We start from the raw sequence: 16,842 nt of genomic DNA, 5'->3' as shown, positions 1-16,842 counted from the left end.
ATAGATATAAATTTGGTGTCCACAACCAGTTCACTATCGATACCGAGGTGTGGGCAACTCGGTCGGCCTAACGATACGCCATCAGGAGTAATCTCGGTCGAAGTCCGGCTCTCGGGACTCACGCATGGCAGCGACCGCTTCGTCGTGTTCCGGATCAGTCACGCAGTCCCACTGGTGTTCGATTGCCTGTTTGCAGTGCTCGTCGAAGGAGACCTCCGGATCGAGGCGTTTGGTTCCCTGGACTGCCGTCGCAGGCAGGTCACGGATCTCGCTTGCCAACTCCTGTGCCCGTCCCAGCGGCTTGTCGGAAATTTCGACGAGAAGGCCAAGTTCGCGCGCCTCGTCGGCAGGTATGTCCTTGCCTGTGAGGAGGTACTCCTTGGCCTTCGACTCCCCGATGAGTCGCGGGAGCAGCCACGCTCCCCCATCGCCGGGGACCAGCCCGACCCGCACGAATCCCTCGCGAAACACCGCGTCCGGGCCAGCGACACGAAGATCACATGCGAGCGCGAAGTCACAGCCAGCACCGACAGCAGGCCCCGAGACGGCCGCGGCGCTCGGTTTCGACATCGACCTGAGCGTCCGCACGACATCTTGGACGGATTCGAGAAACGCACTGTAGGCTTCCTTGCCTTGTTCCTTCCAGTCCGGCATCTCGGTAATGTCGCCGCCGGCACAGAAGGCACCCTCGGCCCCGGTAAGCACCAGCGCGTAGATTTCATCGTCGTCTCGGACCCTGCCAAGGGCGTCGTTCAGTTCGGATACCGTCTTGGCCCGGAACGCGTTGGCCACCGAAGGACGGTCGATCGTTATCGTCGCGACTCCCTCAGTCGTCTCGTACTGAACGTCGGAGTACATCGGCTTGGACGGACGAAGGAACGCCTCCCCTATAAGTACCACCGTCAGTGACTCAGTCCGGCAGTCAAGTAAGCGCGAGGACTGCCGTTGCGCCGACGACCCGCGATTGGTCTTCGTCGACGACATCGACCTCGACGATGCCGACCTCGTCCCCGTTACGAACGACCTCGGCCTCCGCGTAGAGATCACCGTACCCGGTATTGAGGTACTTGACGTCGATGTCGATCGTGAAAACCGGCGGTTCGTTGAGCGATACCATCGCGGCCGCGCCTGTCACCTCCGCGAGCGTGAACGTGACGCCGCTGTGGGCCATCTGTTCGTTCGCGTTCCACGAGAGTTCGTCTTGCATCTCGAGATATCCCTCCGCCCGACCGTTGTCGGCCTCGACAACTTCGATACCAAGGAAGTTGACGAACGGCAGTTGCTCAAAAAACCTCTCGATTTCCATACCTCTCGTTCAATCCCAACGATATTCAAGATACCGACGAGGTCGATTCAACAGTGACTTCGTTCGTCGACAGTTGGGCCAGTCGGGCGCCGTCAGGCTAGAAGTTTTATTATGGTAGTAGCAAACAAACCACGTATGGCCGACGTGCCAAACCTAGACGCATACCACTTCTACCAGCAGGAGTGGGACAGTTATGATCAGCTCTTAGACGAGTTCGAGTGGGATATCCCCGACCAATTCAACATGGCGGACTATGTCTGTGACCGGTGGGCAGACGACAAAAGCCGTGTCGCCATCTTCGCGGAAGATCCGGAAGGGAACGAGCGTACCTACACGTTCTGGCAGATGCAAAACATCACGAATCAGATCGCGAACTACCTCGTGGATCAGGGGATCGAACCCGGCGACCGCGTCGGCGTCAACGTTCCACAGAAAGCTGAAGCCGCACTTGCACACATTGCAATCTGGAAGCTCGGTGCCGTCTCGATTCCACTCAGCGTCCTGTTCGGTCCCGATGGTCTTAGCTTCCGCCTCGAAAGTTCGAGCGCGAAGGCTTGTATCGTCGACGAGAACAACATCGACACGTTCCGTGATGTGAAAGACGATCTCGACGACCTCGAGAGCGTCCTGACTGTCGGCGATGTCGAACCGGAGGGCGACGAGGGCAACTTCTGGGAGACGATCGACGACTACTCGAGAGAGTTCGACACGTACCCGACGGATCCCGACGACGACGCGATCATCATCTACACGAGCGGGACGACCGGCGATCCGAAGGGCGTGCTTCACGGACATCGCTTCCTCTTAGGGCAGCTCCCGTGTTTCATAACGACGTTCTCGGCAATGGACGTCAAAGGCGAGGACGTATACTGGATGCCGATGGAGTGGGCATGGGTGGGTATCTTCAATATGGTATTCTGCCCGTTCTACTACGGTCGCCCGGTTGTCGCCTATGAACGCCGGGAGTTCGTTCCCGAGAAGGCGTTCGAGATCATCGAGAAGTACGGCGTGACGAGTTTCCTGTCGGTGCCGACGGCACTCCGGATGATGGAGCAACACGACGACGTCGCAGACGAACACGACGTCAGCAGCGTCAGGGTCGTCCCGAGTGGCGGCGAAGAGGTCGGCCAGAGCATTGTCGATTGGGCCGCTGAGACGTTCGACGGTGCGACGATCCAGAAGGCCTACGGACAGACCGAGGCAAACATTATCATCGGAGACTGCACCGAGTTGACGGACTACCGAGAAGGAAAGATGGGCCGGGCCGCGCCGGGCCATGAGGTCGAAATCGTCGATCCCGAGACGGCGGAAGTGATCGAAGAGCCCGAGGAACCCGGCGAAATCGCCGTGCGCTACGAGAACGATCCGGTGTGTTTCAAGGAGTACTGGAACGAGCCCGAAAAGACGGCCAGCAAGCGAAAGAACGGCTGGCACCTGATGGAAGACCTCGGAACGAAAGATGAGGACGGCTATTTCGGCTTCGTGAGCCGGAAAGACGACGTCATCCTCAGTTCGGGATACCGGGTCGGACCGGAGGAAGTCGAGGAAAGCGTGGTGAGCCACGATGCGGTCGCCGACTGTGGCGTCATCGGCATTCCGCACGACACTCGTGGACAGGTACCGAAGGCCTTCGTCGTCCTGAATGAGGAAGAAGAGCCATCCGAGGAGTTGAAGGAGGACCTCCAAGAGTACGTCAAGCAGAACCTCGCGAAATACGAGTATCCTCGTGAGATCGAGTTCGTTGACGAGTTGCCCAAAAACCCCGTCGGCAAACTCCGACGGACAGACCTCCGGGAACGCGAAGGCGTGGCCCAAGCGTTCTAACCTCCTTTTCTCGGCGCACTCTGGATCTGGTCCGTCGCCTCTTACCCACGGTCCGTCACCGAAAAGCGAATCCGTTTGTCTCAGCCGCTATCGCATCGACGGTGAAAACGCAGCGGCCCGCAAAACAGTGAAGGATCTCCCTCGTCGTTACGTTCGGTCGTCGCGGATCTGATCGAGCAGCGACTCACGGAGCCCGGGGAGCATGTACTGGAACCAGACGTTTCGAACGTCGTCGGACTGGGCCTCGTGGTAGCGGTGCATTCCGCCGATACACATCGTGATGACTAGGAATATCGAGAGGACGCGCCAGAATTTCACCCGCTCCTGTGTCACGGTTCGGCCGGTTCGTTTCTCGTATTCGTCGTAGAACCAGTCGCGTTCAAGCAGCGAACACGCCAGCTCGGGTCGCTCAGGTTCGTTAATCAGCTTGCCAGCGTAGTAATCCATGCTCGCATAGCCGATGTCGAACAGCGGGTCGCCTGCCCGTGCGAACTCCCAATCGAGAACACCGGTCATCGTTCCGTCGTCGACGAGCATGTTCCCGACGCGGAAGTCGCCGTGGACGAGTGTCGTCTCGTCGACTGTCGGCTGATTGTGTTTCAGCCACTCGAGGGCCTCTTCCATGAGCGGTTCTTCGACTAGAACCGTCTCCCGGTACAGCGATTCCCAGCGGTCGATTTCGCGCTTCGTGATTTCATCCGGTGGGACATCCTCGATGCCGTCGACAGCTGCCGGATCTATCGAGTGAACACCAGCCGCTGCGTCGACGAACTGGTGTGGGAGTGTGCGGTCGTCTGAATCCCACATGTCGTACAGCTGTGAACGCCACTTCGGTGACCAAGTTATCGGCGCTTCGCCAGGGATGTGTTCGACGAGAAAGAACCGGCCGCCAAGATGGGATTCGTCGTCTTCGTACCAGTACGTCTCCGGCACGGGGATGTCCGCAGACTGAGCCGCATCCATGGCGTGGAACTCCGTTTCGATTTCCCCGTAGAGCTGTAGGTCAGCATTCGTCTGTTCTTCGCTTTCGGCTCTGACGACGAGACGCTCCTCGACTTCCTCGCCGTCTTCCGTCCATGATGCAGTGAACGAAACAGTATCTCGCGACCATCCCTCTACGTGTTCGACCCGATCTGTTACCGTCACTTCATCGTCCGCGAGCCGCCCGGATAGATACGATGACAGCGACTCCGTACTGATATCTGGCATACGTCTGTAGCGATAGCTCGTATCTCAGGGTTAAAAAACTGTGCCCCTAATTAGCGCAAGTCAGTGGTCCGCAGTGGTGAAAATCGCATTACGGTTGTACTGATCGAGTTATCTCTCGCCCGCACGGGGACAAAGGATTATGATAAAGACGGCTGAATAGCGACATGCTATGCCAATAGCTGATGGTCTAAACGTCGATCTTGGAGGAACGGACACCGCCCATCACGTCGGACAAGTCCACTCGTACACTGTCGGCGATTTGCTCGAGAAACAGGCCCGGAACAACCCTGAGAAAACAGCGATCGTCGCGGAGGACGACACAGCGCTGACGTACAGTGAGCTCGACGAGCGTGCTAATCGACTTGCGAACGCCCTCCGCGACCGGGGGCTCGACCGGGGAAGCAGCATCGCCGTAATCTCGGAAAACCGGGCTGAATACGCCGAAGTCCTGTTCGCCGCGGCCAAGTTCGGTGCGATGGTGCCGACGATAAACTGGCGGCAAGCCAGAGAGGAACTACTGCACTGTCTCTCGATTGCACGACCGGACGTCGTCGTGGTTTCCGACGAACAGTACGAGAAGGTCGACTGGATCGACGACAGCGATGACCTCACACCAGATATCGTCGCTCTCGACGGGTCGGACGAGGCACTCGATTACGATTCACTCGTGGCGTCAGGCGCGACGGGGCCGCCAGAACCGACGACTCCTGTGGCACGGGAGGACGCACTCGCGATCCTGTATACGTCCGGGACGACCGGGCTCCCGAAAGGTGCGGTCCTCAGTCACGATACACTCCTCTATCGCGCGCTCGCATGGCACGTCACCGGAGATGTCGGGCCGGACTTCGTCGGGTGGGGGCCCATGTTTCATATGATCTCGACCGAGCCTTTACTCACCGTTACACTGCTCGGCGGTACCTTCTACATGGTGGATGGCTTCAAGACGGAACTCGTGCTTGAACGCCACAGACAAGCTGATACCGGGTATTTCCTCTTCATTCCGGGCGTCGTGGATCGCATCCTCGAATACGCAGCCGAAAACGACATCGAGACGGCAGCATACGAGTCCTTGGAGAAAATCGGGGCGCTGGCAGACCTCGTCGATCCGGACAAAATAAAGCGACTCACGGAACTGTTCGATGCCGAGTATCTCAACACGTTCGGGTCCACTGAGGTCGGCTTCCCGCCGCTGAGCAACGACACGATTCCCATCGGTACCCGTCCGGGGACAGAGGACCTCTCGAAGTCCGAGGGGCCGCTGTGTAAGGTCAAACTCATCGACGAGGACTGGAACGAGGTTCCAGACGGCGAATACGGCGAGATGGCAGTCAGCGGGCCGACCGTGTTTAGCGGATATATCGGCAACGCGGAGGCCAACGACTCGGAGTTCGAGGCGGGCTGGTTCCGAACGGGCGATATGTTCGTCCGGAACGAGGACGGCACGTACGATTTCATCGACCGCCGGAAATATCTCATAAAGTCCGGTGGAGAGAACATCTATCCCGCGGAGCTCGAGCGTGTACTGCTGGATCACGAGGCAATAACGGAAGCAGTCGTCGTTCGGGTTCCCGACCAAGAATGGGGCGAGGTCCCGAAGGCGTACATCTCGAAGGGGGGAGACAGCGAACCGTCGTCAGAAGACGTACTCGACCACATGGACGGCCGAATCGCGCGGTACAAACTCCCCCATTACATTGAATTCGTCGACCAGGAGGAGTTTCCCCGAAGTACGAGCGGGAAAGTCGTCCGCGGCAGCGTCGAGGAATGGAGCGTCAGCGACGACGAGCGCGTGCGGTCGCCCTGAGACGGGACGAACAGCCCCGTTCTAACGGTTTACTCAGCTGACTCTTTGTTCCACCGGGAGAAAGTTTAATAACCCTCCATAAGCATGACATACTGTCTCGATACAGGTGATAACATGGTTAGGAGAATTGACATTGACGATGCAACGATTGGAACGTGGGGCGCAGTCGCGTCGCTGATGCGCACCCAGATGCGTAACGACGAGTTCGAGGACACGGTAGTAACGCTTTCCTGGTCGGAAGACCAGCCGTCACTCGCACTTGGCAACTACGAGGACGCGGACCAGCTTGACGTAGATCTCGTCCGAGAGAACGACGTTACGGCGGGTCGCGTCTATCACAGTGGTGGTGGTGGCAGCGGCGTGTTCACGCCAGCCATCCCGCTCGTCCTTGTGTACTACCAACACGACAAACACGACAAGGACGAGAATTCACTGCTCAAACACTTCGACGAACTCAATGGAAAGGCGAACGCGGCGGCACTCCAGAAGGTCGGACTCGACGGCGAATATCGATCCATCGGTGACGCGGAAGTCGTCCTCGACGACAATCGGTACAAAGTGATGGCCTGCGCCGCGACAAACTTCCCCCAGTCCGAGTACTGGGCGATCGTCTCGAGCGCGATTTGGGACGCACCACCGCAGGAGTACGCGGCACTGATGGACGAAGCCATCGACATGCCGAAAGAGAAGTTCGAGGACAAGGATACCGACAGTCTCACCTCTCGGATGCGACCGATTTCGGATATCCTTGAGGACCTCGGAAAGGACGTCACGAAAGACGATATGATTGACGCGCTCGTCGAGGAGAACGTCAAACGTCTCATCGGCGAGGACGAGGAAATCGTCGACGCGAAGCTGGAAGACGACGAAGCGGAGTTCATCGAGGAGATGACGCCGTTCTTCGAGAGCGATCCGTGGATCAACCGGATTTCGACCGCAGAGTTGTGCGAAGACGCACCGGACGACTTAGATCTCGGGATTGCCGCCTACAAGTCCCGCAAGCTCATCAAAGCGGGCGTCGTCTTCAACGACGACGGGACGATTTACGACGTTCAGTTCTCCGGAGACTTCTATTTTCGTCCAGCACTCCATCTCACCACGACATCAGTACTCGACGACCTCGCGAACGCTGTCATCGGTCTCGACCCATCCGATCAGGACGCACTCGAAAGTGCCATCGCGGAGGTCTTCGACGATCCGGCCCTCGAGTTCCCCCGAATCGAACCGACCGACTTCGTCCAGCCGATCATCCGGGCGACCGACAATACCCAGTCCGTTGCCAACTACCTCGACGAACACTGAGGGACTGCCGGGGCAGAGCCATCCTTTTTTAAGATCAGATAGCCCGTGACTCCGCGGCAAGTGGCGACATTGGTAAGAAAACCTCCGACAGTGTTCCCTGTGAACACCAGTGCAGAGGCCTATACAAAAGATCGGTAGGCAGGCTTTGAAACAGTTGGCAAACAAGGAGAGGGACAATTCTTGCAGTCTGTCTCACCACGAGACTGCGCGACTGCAATCAGATCGATAGAAGTTCTTCGGGCCAAGCGAGTCCGTCGTGTCCCTGCCACTGACACGTAGCGGGCATACGGTTTGTGATGCTGGTGAGCCACGGCCCATCGGGGTCGGTCAGCGCCCAGTTGCGGTCCTCATAGCCGATGGGGATGTTGTGCGTTGGCTCACAGCGAAGCGTTTCCGTTCCGTCGTCGAATTCGAGAGTGTACTGAATGTCGTCGGGATACTCGCCCTCGGCCCAAGCCCGTGCACGGTTTTCACGGTCGTGACCGTCGTTCCAGTCAACGGTTGCATCACGAATCGGCCGTGTGGTCTCCTCATTGGCGTGATAGCCGTAGACGTGGTGGACTTCGTCATCCGGGTTCGTCGAAGCGATGAGGGTGAAACAGTCACCAGTCTCGAACTGTGCGAAACACGCCATGTGGCCCCACTTCCCCGGTGTCCAGTCTCGGAACCAACCCCACGAATGGTCCCGGTATCCTCGTCCGTCGACCGTTATCTCCTCGCCACCGATGGTGAGCGTTCCCGTGACGCGACCAGCGTGATCGTAGTGATACTGAGTGTCGACGAGCAGGTCGATGTCGAGCGCATCGTGTAGCGGGTCCGTGAAGGTCAGGTCGGCCTCAAGTTCGACCTGCTCGTCGGTCCCGGTAAAGACGCCCGCCGCGTCGTTCGCAACGTGACTGGTCCCGGATGCCGATATCGTCCACTCTTGATACGGGTTCTCGAGTTCGTACCGCTGTGTAAACTCTGGCGTCTCGGATTGCAAGCCGAACGTCCGTTCGAGGGGAATATTCTCATCGCGATACCAGTACACCTCGTCGTCGTAGACCACGTAGAACCACGCGTTAGCGCGCCGTTCGTAGGGCTGGAACCCCAGTCGTGTGAATCCCCGGACCGCGTCGTCGTTGAAGTCGAAAAAGTAACTCTCGTTCCACAGTCGCCGGTCCAACGGTTCGTGGAGGTACTCGTCGCTGGGGTCTGACTTGACGTTCATGCAGAAGACATCCTCTCGGTACGTGTTAAAGTTACCGCGTACCCCGGGACCGTCAGGCCTCGCCTGCTTGGCGCCGTTCAAAAAACGGCAGTGCGACTGTGGAAAGGACTTCTTCCCCGTCTTGATTGAGTCCGGTGTACTGGATTCGCACGAGACCTCGGTCCGGATAGCTCTCTAACGACCGTTTCTCCAGTACCTCCATCCGGACCGAGAGCGTATCCCCGGCGTAGACGGGCGCGGTACACTGGATGGCCTCGAATCCGGCGCCCATCTTTGTCACGGCATCGCGGAAGAGCGTGTCTGCGACGATACGCTGACAGATCGAAACTGTGTGCAGCGCACTCGCGATGAGGCCGCCGAACAGTTCGTTCGCTACCTCCTCGTCGACGTGATACGGCTGTGGGTCGAACCGTTCGCCGAATTCGATTATCTCCTCACGAGTCACCTCGTATGCGCCGGCCTCTCGAGACAGTCCCTCCTCAATATCTTCGAAATATAGCTGACTCACGTGTATCGATATGGTCGCTGGGCGAACCTAATAACTTTGCCGGCGGTTCACTCTGCGTACGCCGTCGCAACTAGAGCGGTTCATTGCCGGAAATAATACGGAGACCGCGCTCGGCCATCGAAGGCACACGGTGTTCCATCCGTGGGTAGAGCGGATCGCTTGTCTCGCCGTCGAGATATCGGGCGTAGAACATCTCACCGGCGACCGCCTCTTTGAATACGGCCAGCGCTCTATAGAACCGCTCGTTCGTGAACTCTAACCCGGTCAATTCTTCGTACCGTTCGACGAGTTGCTCCCTCGTCAGGTAGTCAGGGTGCTCCGTGTGAGGTGACGTCCACTCGGGAATCGCGGGGTCGGCGTCGTCCTTCGGGTCGCGCCAGTGGGCGAGCAGAAACCCGAGATCAGTGAGCGGGTCACCGAGCGTGCTGAGTTCCCAGTCCAGAACTGCCACGAGTTCGGGTGGTGTCCCAGTTCCAAACAGCATGTTGTCGAGCCGGAAGTCACCGTGGACAAGTGTCTCAGGGTGTGATTCGGGGACGTTATCCAAGAGCCAGTCACGGAGCGATTCGAGATCGGAAACGTGTCGGTCGTGTCCCTTCTCCTCGTAGAGCCAGTCCATCTGTTTCGTCCAGCGGTCGACCTGACGCTGTGTGAATCCGGACGGACGGCCAAAGTCACCGAGTCCGACCGCCTCGTAATCAACCGTGTGGATATGTGATAGAGTTTCAATAAGTTCCGTCCCGATCTGTCGGCGATACTCCGGCGTCGCGAACCGTTCAGGCTCCGAATCACCAATGACTTCTCCCTCAACGCGCTCCATGAGATAGAACTCGGCACCGATAATCGACGTGTCCTCACACGAGAGAACCGTTCGTGGAACGGGAACCGGTGTCGGCTGAAGCGCCGAGAGGACGCGATACTCACGGAGGATTTGGTGCGCTGTGCTCGCCGTCTCGCCCGGCGGCGGCCGACGAAGAACGAGATCCATGTTGTCCCACGTGACGAAGAGAATCTCGTTCGAGTTCCCGCCTTCGTGGTACGTCACCTCGAATGTGTCCGATGCCCCGAGTTCAGCCGTCAGGTACTCACGGAGCTGGCGTTCATCGACCAACTGGTCGAGGTACTCCGAATCTTCAGACATTACAGGCCACAATACGTCGCAGTGTTAAATATCTACGGGACGGAATCCCGCTACAGAGAGCGGGATTAGTCGTTAGCGGCCGTTTCAGGCGGTCATCCCGTCGACGTCGAGTTCGATATCGTGGAGGATTGGATCGTCCTCACGAGCGAATTCGTGATCGAACAAGACACCACAGCTAGGACAGAAGAACTGTCGGAACTCGAGATGTGGGTCTTCCCCAAGCAGCTTTTCGGGCGGTTCGAACGCTGGTCCCGCGTCTGTGACGGGACCGGTCCGCATCGCCGAGTACTCCTTGTAGTTCTCCTCGGCGTCACAGAGCGTCTCACCGCACTGGCGACACGATATGGTCTGGGCGTCTTCGTCGAGATCGAGGTACTTCTGTATCTGCATGATTATTCCTCCGCAGGGATAGTACTCTCCGCGAGGCGCGTCTCGATGATCTCCTCACGTCGGTTTTCAGTTGCCTGTTCGTTCACAGTCTGTTCGCCGTCATCAGCATCGAACACGACGCCGTAGATATCGGTTGCGACTTCCTCACTGATGATCTCCTCCTTCACGTCTTCGAGGACCTTCTCGGGGTCACGCTCGAGCGGATCGCCGTAGCCCGCCGTCCCCGGCGAGCGGGTCTCCATTACGTCCAACGCACCTTGGACGAACTCGGCTTTCGGGGGGTACGTCTCCATATCCCCGTTGACTTCCTCGATGTCGTCCGGAATCTCTTGGTTCTCGAACTGCTCCAAGATGTCGGAGTCGTCGACGGTTCGGCTCCGGATCGGCGCACCGGGGTAGGCGGCGATGCCGCGCGTGTTCGGCGTGACACCTCCGTTCCCGGCGACGACGGTCTGGATAGCCTCGGTGTTGTGTGGTATGAAACAGGAGTCCATGCCACCTCCACCGCGGTATTCGCCGTGTCCAGCGGAGTCCTGCGATTCACGCCGGTAGAGGTACAGCATCGGATAATCCTGCTCGTTGTTCTCGATGTTGGGCAGCGGCCCTTTCGGCGAGAAAAGGATGCCACCGACGTCGATGCCGTCCTTGTCTGTCCGCGCACCGAAGCCAGTTCCCATCACGTCCAGATTCATCGTTCCGAATGGGTTGCCCCACTGGTCCATGCCGGCCTGCGAGAGGACGATTAGTCCAGCCAGCGGATCTGTGATGATGTCTTCACGTGTTTCGTCCGATGCCGAGAGCATCCGGGTCATAACGTCGTATATCAACGCAATGGAAAGCTCGATGCTCAGCGTGCCGCCACAGCTGACACCTGAGGGGTATTCCGCCCGGTTCAGTGTTCCCGGATCGGTGTTGATATCGATGTGGCGGTAGGCGCCACTCGTAACCCACAGCTGGTCGTAGAGTAACATTGGGTTCACGACACAGGAGATAGCCGTTCGGAAACCTGCGTACGTGAGGTTCATCGATCCCTCGTTCTCGGCGCTGCCTTTATTCCTGAAGGTAAGCGTATCCCCGTCCTTCTCAAGTTGGAGTTCCGCCACGTACAGGTCGTCGTCACCAGTCTTCGACCCTTCCATGTACTCGCGGGCACGCCAGGTACCGTCCGGCAATTCACGCAATTTCTCGAGGAACTTCGTCTCCGAGTCCTCGATGATGCGGTCCATCACGCCCTTGACCGTCTGGGCCCCGTATTCGTCGATGAGTTCGTCAATCTGCTCTTGGGTAACCTGCAGCCCAGCCACCTGTGCGTTGAAATCCAACCCGACCATGTCGGGCATCCGCGAGTGGCGCTGGTACATCTGCTTGACGTCCTTGCGAACCTCGCCATTCTCGACGGCTTTGATCGGTGGAATCGGTGTCGACTCATCGAACACGTCGTCTGCGCTGGGAACGAAACTCCCTGCACTCTGGCCGCCGATGTCGTACTGGTGGAGCGTGTTCGCGATCCAGCAGAACAACTCTCCGTCGACGAAGATTGGTGCGACGAAGAACACGTCCGGCTGGTGTGTACTGCCGACCCACGGGTCGTTCGAAATGAAGACATCGCCCGGTTCGATACCCGGGTTGTCGCTCCGATTCTCGAGGATCCACTTCACCTGCAACTCCGCAATCGGCGAGAACAGTTGCACGTAGGGACCGTTGAACACAACCTCGCCATCGTGTGTCATCAACGTCGGATTGAAGTCCTGCCCGAAGTACGCAACCGGCGACCCGGAGACGTTCTCGAGTGTTTGTCCGTGTTCCTCGTTGACGGTCCAGAGCCTGTGGCGAAGTACTTCGTATGTTACCGTGTCAATATCCTTGGTGTATTCTTCGTGGAGATCCAGACTGGGATGGATATCGAGGTCGTCTTCGGGGACGTATCCCTTCTGGAAGTCCTCCCAGACGTTGGATCCCTCGTGGCCTTGGTCGTCAGTTGACATAGTTACCCCCGCACTGCTGTCGATTCTCCGTCGCGTCGCGCATCTGTGCTGGAATCATGATCGGATGATGATGTTGTTGTACTGGTCAATCTCGCCCGAGTCGGATTTGGGGACGGCCACTGTCGTGTTGTTCAGCCGCATGACAGCGGGTCCCTCGAAAGTCATTCCGGGACCGATGTCGTCTTGGTAGTACACCGTCGTGTCGAGATACCGATCCTCAGCCGGCCAGAAGATCTCCTCCGTCTCGACGTTGCCACCGTCGGCTTGGGCCTCTGCGGTTTCGGCACGCAGGTTCGGCTTCGTGGTTTCGCCGTACCCGTCGACGCGGACGGTGACAAGCTCGAAACCAGTCTGGCTCGCACCCGCGCCCTCACCGTAGAGTTGTTCGTACTTCTGTTCGAACCGACCGATGAGTTCGTCCATATCGTCCTCGGTTAGTTCACCGGACGGGACTGGTACGGTGACCTCGTGAACCTGTAGTCCGTAACTCAGGTTCGCGTACCGCTCCAGACGGGTATCCTCTTCGTCGAAGCCCTCCGATTTCAGATCAGACCGGATGTCGTCCTCGATGGCCGCGAACTGTTCTGTCAACTCCTCCGGGTCGAAGGGAGCGAACGTTCGCATGTTCGATTTCTCGTTGCGATGGAGCACGTCGGACGAAGAGATGCCGACCGCCGACCAGACGGACGAGGAGTCACCTGTCGGGATGACGACCTCGTCGACGCTAAGCCGGTGGGCAATCGACGGCAGATACAGCGGGCCTGCGCCCCCGTACGCGTATACGGTGAAGTTACGCGGGTCGTGGCCCTTGTTGATCGTCCGCTGGCTGATGAGATCTGCCATCTGTGCATTGGAGATCTCGATCACGCCACGAGCAACGTCCATCAGGTCCATCCCAGTGGCGTCCATGAGATCCTCGGCAGCCGCTTTCGCACTGTCTATGTCCAGTGACTCGCGGCCTCCGAGGAAGTACTCCGGATCGATGAAGCCACAGAGAACAGCTGCGTCGGTCACTGTGAACTTCTCACCACCTTGACCGTAACACGCGGGTCCGGGATCGGCACCGGCACTCTCGGGGCCGACACGGAGTCGGTCGGTATTCTCCTCGACCCACGCGATGGAACCGCCGCCGTTCCCGATAGACTCGATGTCGATGTTCCGAATACTGTAGTCGTACTGACGGACAACGTTGGTGGCTTTTGTAATCGGTTCCCCATCCGTGATGAGGCCGACGTCGAAGCTAGTGCCACCCATGTCGCCTGCGATGATATTTTCGTGTTCCAGCGTATCCGCGAGATAGCTACATCCAGTCATCCCGGCAGCCGGACCCGAGTCGATCGTTCGGACTGGTTCATTGATCGCGTCTTCCGCTGGGGCCACTCCGCCACCAACCTGCATCACGAGCAGTGTTCCGTCGTATCCCAGTTCTTCGAGGCGGTCGTCGATCTTTTCGATGTAGTCAGACGTCGATGGCCCGATGAGAGCGTTTATTGCAGTCGCCGCAGTCCGCTCGTACTCGCCCCACGTCGGTGTCAGGTCGCTACTCCGCGTCAGGAACACGTCGCCATCAACTTCTTCCTCAAGAATTTCTTCCATACGCTCCTCATGCTCCGGATTGAGGAACGACCACAGGCAACTGATCGCGACCGAATCGACGTCTGACTCGGCGATTTCTGCCGCGATTTCCCGGGCTTGCTCCTCGTTGAACTCGACAACTACATCCCCCATACAGTCGATACGTTCGTTAAGCCCATACGTATCTTCTTTCGAAACCAGCCTGTCTGGTTTGGTCACCTCCTGCATGTGGAGATACTCCTCAACGGAGAGACCACTGGTCCGCCCTGGGGCACCGCGCATCATCGACAGTACCGACTCGGCTCCTTTCGTGGTGACCAGTTTCGTATCCACGTCGTCACCTTCTAGAACCGCGTTGGTCCCGACTGTGGTCCCGTGCGAGACGAGCTCGGCGTCGTTGAGGAGTCCCTCAACATCCGTTCCGATCTTGTCCGCTATGACCTCCAGCGAATTGAAGAACCCCTCCGAGAAGTCGTCCGGCGTGGACGCTACCTTCCCGTCAATTATATCGCCCTGTTCATCGATTACAACACCGTCGGTGTGTGTTCCACCGATATCGACGTTAACTAAATAGCTCATTGTCGTTTGTACATTATAGTTGCTCCTATTACACTGCTCGTGAATCACATGCAAAGGTAGTGTTATTAATCTTTCCCCGGATTTCTAGCGAGGGGGCGGCAAATTCAGTCTCTAGTTGGTTCCTTCAAGCCGCCTACGTAGTGGAATTCGCTGTTTTCTTTGTTTGAGTTATGATTGATTTATATTTTAAAGATAGGAAAATACTTACAGGGGAAATCAACGAGAGGTCATGTTCAGTTCAATTACGTTCGCGGCCTCGATGAGTAATTCGGGAACGGCCTCTTGGAACTCCTTGTTACGGGTCCGGCTCGTCGGCCCATAGACGCTCACGGCACCAAGGACCTCTTCTGTATCGCGACGGATGATCGGGGCACCGACACCACGCATTCCGTCCATTATTTCTCCCTTCTCAAATGCGTACCCTTGGTCACGAACTGTTTCGAGCTCACTCATGAGCTTCTCACGATCCGTTATCGTATTTTTCGTTACTTGAAGGAGTCCATGTCTCTCAAGGATCTCCTCGACACGCTCCGGTGAGAGATTCGCTAGGATTGTCCGTCCCGGAGCCGTGGCGTGAAGCGGCGTTCTCGTTCCGTCGTGGGTGACGACTTCGACAGCGTCGTCTCCCATCATCGTAGCCAGAAGAATACCCATGCCACTCTCTTCGATCACCAGCGAAGCGTGTTCGCCAGTCTCCTGAGCCAGTTTCTTTATTTGTGGCTTCGCTGTCCGATAGATTTCCATGTCGAGGCGTCGGCGGGCACCGTGTTCCAGCAGTCGCGTACTCAATGCGTATCCGTCGGAGTTGCTAATCAGGTATCCCGTTTCATCTAGTGATCGAAGGTAGTCATGTGCAGTACTGTTCGGCATATCCGCCTTCTCAGCGACTTCCGAGACCCCAATTCGCCCCTCTCGAGAGACAATCTCAAGCAGCTTTGTTGTGTTTTCGACCGCGTTTATTTTGACGTTTTTGCTCATGGCCATGCTCTAGCAGAGGAAGATAATAAGCCTTATCCGACATCGTCGAATCATGATAAGAGTCAACTATCCACACGATATCTAAACCAGACCTATCCTCTCTTTTGATTCCTGTTCGAAAAGCAGTAGTTTATCGGCTACGCCATCAAAATGGATATCCGACTTCGTCGGACTCTTTCCACCAAGCTACTCTGTTGAGTGCTCTTCATTTGGAATATTAACTAGGTAATTGGGCAAAATCACCGATCCACACGCTTTCATCTGTGTTCTATCTGAGGTGAAACCATTATAACTAAATAAATACATAGAAATTCGACTAGGATAGAGATATTAATCGGTTACCCGTATTATTATTTTTCATATATGGAGATATAATGTTAAAAATTGGAAGTGCGACCTTTTATATACTCCCGACATTGTCGGATTGGTGTGTTCACAGGAAACGTATAAAACTCTAACAAGCATAATAGTGTTATTCTACTGTGGTTCGTGACACCGACTAGTTGCACACGGGAAGATCGGTGACAGCTACGTAGCCTGTGGTATAGTGATTGTTTACCGAAACGGAGTGTACCCACCGGCCTTACTGTCTGATTCCTCTACTCCCGAAATAGACGGTGTCACCTTCCGAGGGGGATGCCGAGCGGACTGATGAAGTCGTCTCGACGACCTCACCAGTTCGTTCGGCCGCATCCTATCTTGAGGAAGTCGTTAAAAGGCTGGTCTACGAACTCGCTGTCCTTGTAACAGAATCGCAGTTGGTTCTCGTCAGAGCCCTCAAGTGTCATGATTTGGGCCCTACCATGTCTGTCTTCCCACTCATCGACCGTTTGTTCAAGCAGCGTTCTGGATTCTATTAACACAACGTTTAACGCTTGTATACATAACCGTATTGATTTAGGAAACGCTTAAAATAAGGTCGTATACCTGATCTACTGGTATCAACCATTATTCATAAGAAGGTGTGAGGGGACACAAACCCAACACATTCAAACAGCAAAATATCTGGATTGTCTACCAGCTGCACGGAG

General features: G+C 56.9%; 13 protein-coding genes. 3 read left to right on the top strand and 10 right to left on the bottom strand.

Annotation, left to right across the window (positions count from 1 at the left end; all coding sequences use genetic code 11):
* Nucleotides 1–81: 81 nt before the first annotated feature.
* Nucleotides 82–858, bottom strand: coding sequence for an enoyl-CoA hydratase/isomerase family protein (locus tag U5914_RS01360; RefSeq protein ID WP_336133613.1), 777 nt, complete (start codon nucleotides 856–858; stop codon nucleotides 82–84).
* A gap of 64 nt (nucleotides 859–922) precedes the next feature.
* Nucleotides 923–1,306, bottom strand: coding sequence for a PaaI family thioesterase (locus U5914_RS01355; protein ID WP_336133611.1), 384 nt, complete (start codon nucleotides 1,304–1,306; stop codon nucleotides 923–925).
* 111 nt (nucleotides 1,307–1,417) lie between these two features.
* Between U5914_RS01355 and U5914_RS01350 the strand changes: the two genes are divergently transcribed.
* The gene (locus tag U5914_RS01350; RefSeq protein ID WP_336133609.1) at nucleotides 1,418–3,130 is read left to right on the top strand and encodes an AMP-binding protein; all 1,713 of its coding nucleotides are present in this window, start codon (nucleotides 1,418–1,420) and stop codon (nucleotides 3,128–3,130) included.
* Nucleotides 3,131–3,277: 147 nt separating this feature from the next.
* On the opposite strand, the gene U5914_RS01345 is transcribed toward U5914_RS01350, so the two are convergent.
* Entirely contained in the window at nucleotides 3,278–4,339 is a 1,062-nt protein-coding gene (locus tag U5914_RS01345) for a phosphotransferase family protein (protein ID WP_336133608.1), read from the bottom strand.
* A 169-nt stretch (nucleotides 4,340–4,508) separates the two neighbouring features.
* Between U5914_RS01345 and U5914_RS01340 the strand changes: the two genes are divergently transcribed.
* Both U5914_RS01340 and U5914_RS01335 read left to right on the top strand, forming a co-directional pair.
* On the top strand, nucleotides 4,509–6,143 hold the full coding sequence (locus U5914_RS01340) for a class I adenylate-forming enzyme family protein (protein ID WP_336133606.1): 1,635 nt from the start codon (nucleotides 4,509–4,511) through the stop codon (nucleotides 6,141–6,143).
* A 114-nt stretch (nucleotides 6,144–6,257) separates the two neighbouring features.
* Nucleotides 6,258–7,445 carry a hypothetical protein gene (locus U5914_RS01335; RefSeq protein ID WP_336133605.1) on the top strand — a complete coding sequence of 396 codons (1,188 nt, stop codon included), beginning with the start codon at nucleotides 6,258–6,260 and terminating at the stop codon, nucleotides 7,443–7,445.
* 217 nt (nucleotides 7,446–7,662) lie between these two features.
* Here U5914_RS01335 and U5914_RS01330 read toward each other — a convergent pair whose 3' ends face one another.
* The 7 genes from U5914_RS01330 to U5914_RS01300 form a co-directional block, all read right to left on the bottom strand.
* Nucleotides 7,663–8,655, bottom strand: a complete 993-nt coding sequence (locus U5914_RS01330) for a DUF7065 domain-containing protein (protein WP_336133604.1) — start codon at nucleotides 8,653–8,655, stop codon at nucleotides 7,663–7,665.
* A 52-nt stretch (nucleotides 8,656–8,707) separates the two neighbouring features.
* Nucleotides 8,708–9,163, bottom strand: coding sequence for a MaoC/PaaZ C-terminal domain-containing protein (locus U5914_RS01325; RefSeq protein WP_336133602.1), 456 nt, complete (start codon nucleotides 9,161–9,163; stop codon nucleotides 8,708–8,710).
* 70 nt (nucleotides 9,164–9,233) lie between these two features.
* On the bottom strand, nucleotides 9,234–10,304 hold the full coding sequence (locus tag U5914_RS01320; RefSeq protein WP_336133601.1) for a phosphotransferase family protein: 1,071 nt from the start codon (nucleotides 10,302–10,304) through the stop codon (nucleotides 9,234–9,236).
* Between the two features lie 84 nt (nucleotides 10,305–10,388).
* Complete coding sequence (locus U5914_RS01315; RefSeq protein WP_336133599.1) at nucleotides 10,389–10,694, bottom strand: acetone carboxylase subunit gamma; 306 nt, start codon at nucleotides 10,692–10,694, stop codon at nucleotides 10,389–10,391.
* 2 nt (nucleotides 10,695–10,696) lie between these two features.
* Nucleotides 10,697–12,679, bottom strand: coding sequence for a hydantoinase B/oxoprolinase family protein (locus tag U5914_RS01310; protein WP_336133598.1), 1,983 nt, complete (start codon nucleotides 12,677–12,679; stop codon nucleotides 10,697–10,699).
* 54 nt (nucleotides 12,680–12,733) lie between these two features.
* On the bottom strand, nucleotides 12,734–14,881 hold the full coding sequence (locus tag U5914_RS01305) for a hydantoinase/oxoprolinase family protein (protein WP_336133596.1): 2,148 nt from the start codon (nucleotides 14,879–14,881) through the stop codon (nucleotides 12,734–12,736).
* 168 nt (nucleotides 14,882–15,049) lie between these two features.
* On the bottom strand, nucleotides 15,050–15,811 hold the full coding sequence (locus tag U5914_RS01300) for an IclR family transcriptional regulator (RefSeq protein WP_336133594.1): 762 nt from the start codon (nucleotides 15,809–15,811) through the stop codon (nucleotides 15,050–15,052).
* Nucleotides 15,812–16,842 lie beyond the last annotated feature (1,031 nt).

The sequence above is a fragment of the Natronomonas amylolytica genome (assembly GCF_037031205.1).
GTDB lineage: Archaea > Halobacteriota > Halobacteria > Halobacteriales > Haloarculaceae > Natronomonas > Natronomonas amylolytica.
This window is presented reverse-complemented; position numbering and strand designations above follow the sequence as displayed.

Excerpts from the sequence above, each read along its gene's own strand:
- U5914_RS01360 (WP_336133613.1), bottom strand. The coding sequence starts at position 858 with ATGTACTCCGACGTTCAGTACGAGACGACTGAGGGAGTCGCGACGATA.
- U5914_RS01310 (WP_336133598.1), bottom strand. The coding sequence starts at position 12,679 with ATGTCAACTGACGACCAAGGCCACGAGGGATCCAACGTCTGGGAGGAC.
- U5914_RS01345 (WP_336133608.1), bottom strand. The coding sequence starts at position 4,339 with ATGCCAGATATCAGTACGGAGTCGCTGTCATCGTATCTATCCGGGCGG.
- U5914_RS01320 (WP_336133601.1), bottom strand. The coding sequence starts at position 10,304 with ATGTCTGAAGATTCGGAGTACCTCGACCAGTTGGTCGATGAACGCCAG.
- U5914_RS01340 (WP_336133606.1), top strand. The coding sequence starts at position 4,509 with ATGCCAATAGCTGATGGTCTAAACGTCGATCTTGGAGGAACGGACACC.
- U5914_RS01315 (WP_336133599.1), bottom strand. The coding sequence starts at position 10,694 with ATGCAGATACAGAAGTACCTCGATCTCGACGAAGACGCCCAGACCATA.
- U5914_RS01350 (WP_336133609.1), top strand. The coding sequence starts at position 1,418 with ATGGTAGTAGCAAACAAACCACGTATGGCCGACGTGCCAAACCTAGAC.
- U5914_RS01355 (WP_336133611.1), bottom strand. The coding sequence starts at position 1,306 with ATGGAAATCGAGAGGTTTTTTGAGCAACTGCCGTTCGTCAACTTCCTT.
- U5914_RS01300 (WP_336133594.1), bottom strand. The coding sequence starts at position 15,811 with ATGAGCAAAAACGTCAAAATAAACGCGGTCGAAAACACAACAAAGCTG.
- U5914_RS01335 (WP_336133605.1), top strand. The coding sequence starts at position 6,258 with ATGGTTAGGAGAATTGACATTGACGATGCAACGATTGGAACGTGGGGC.
- U5914_RS01330 (WP_336133604.1), bottom strand. The coding sequence starts at position 8,655 with ATGAACGTCAAGTCAGACCCCAGCGACGAGTACCTCCACGAACCGTTG.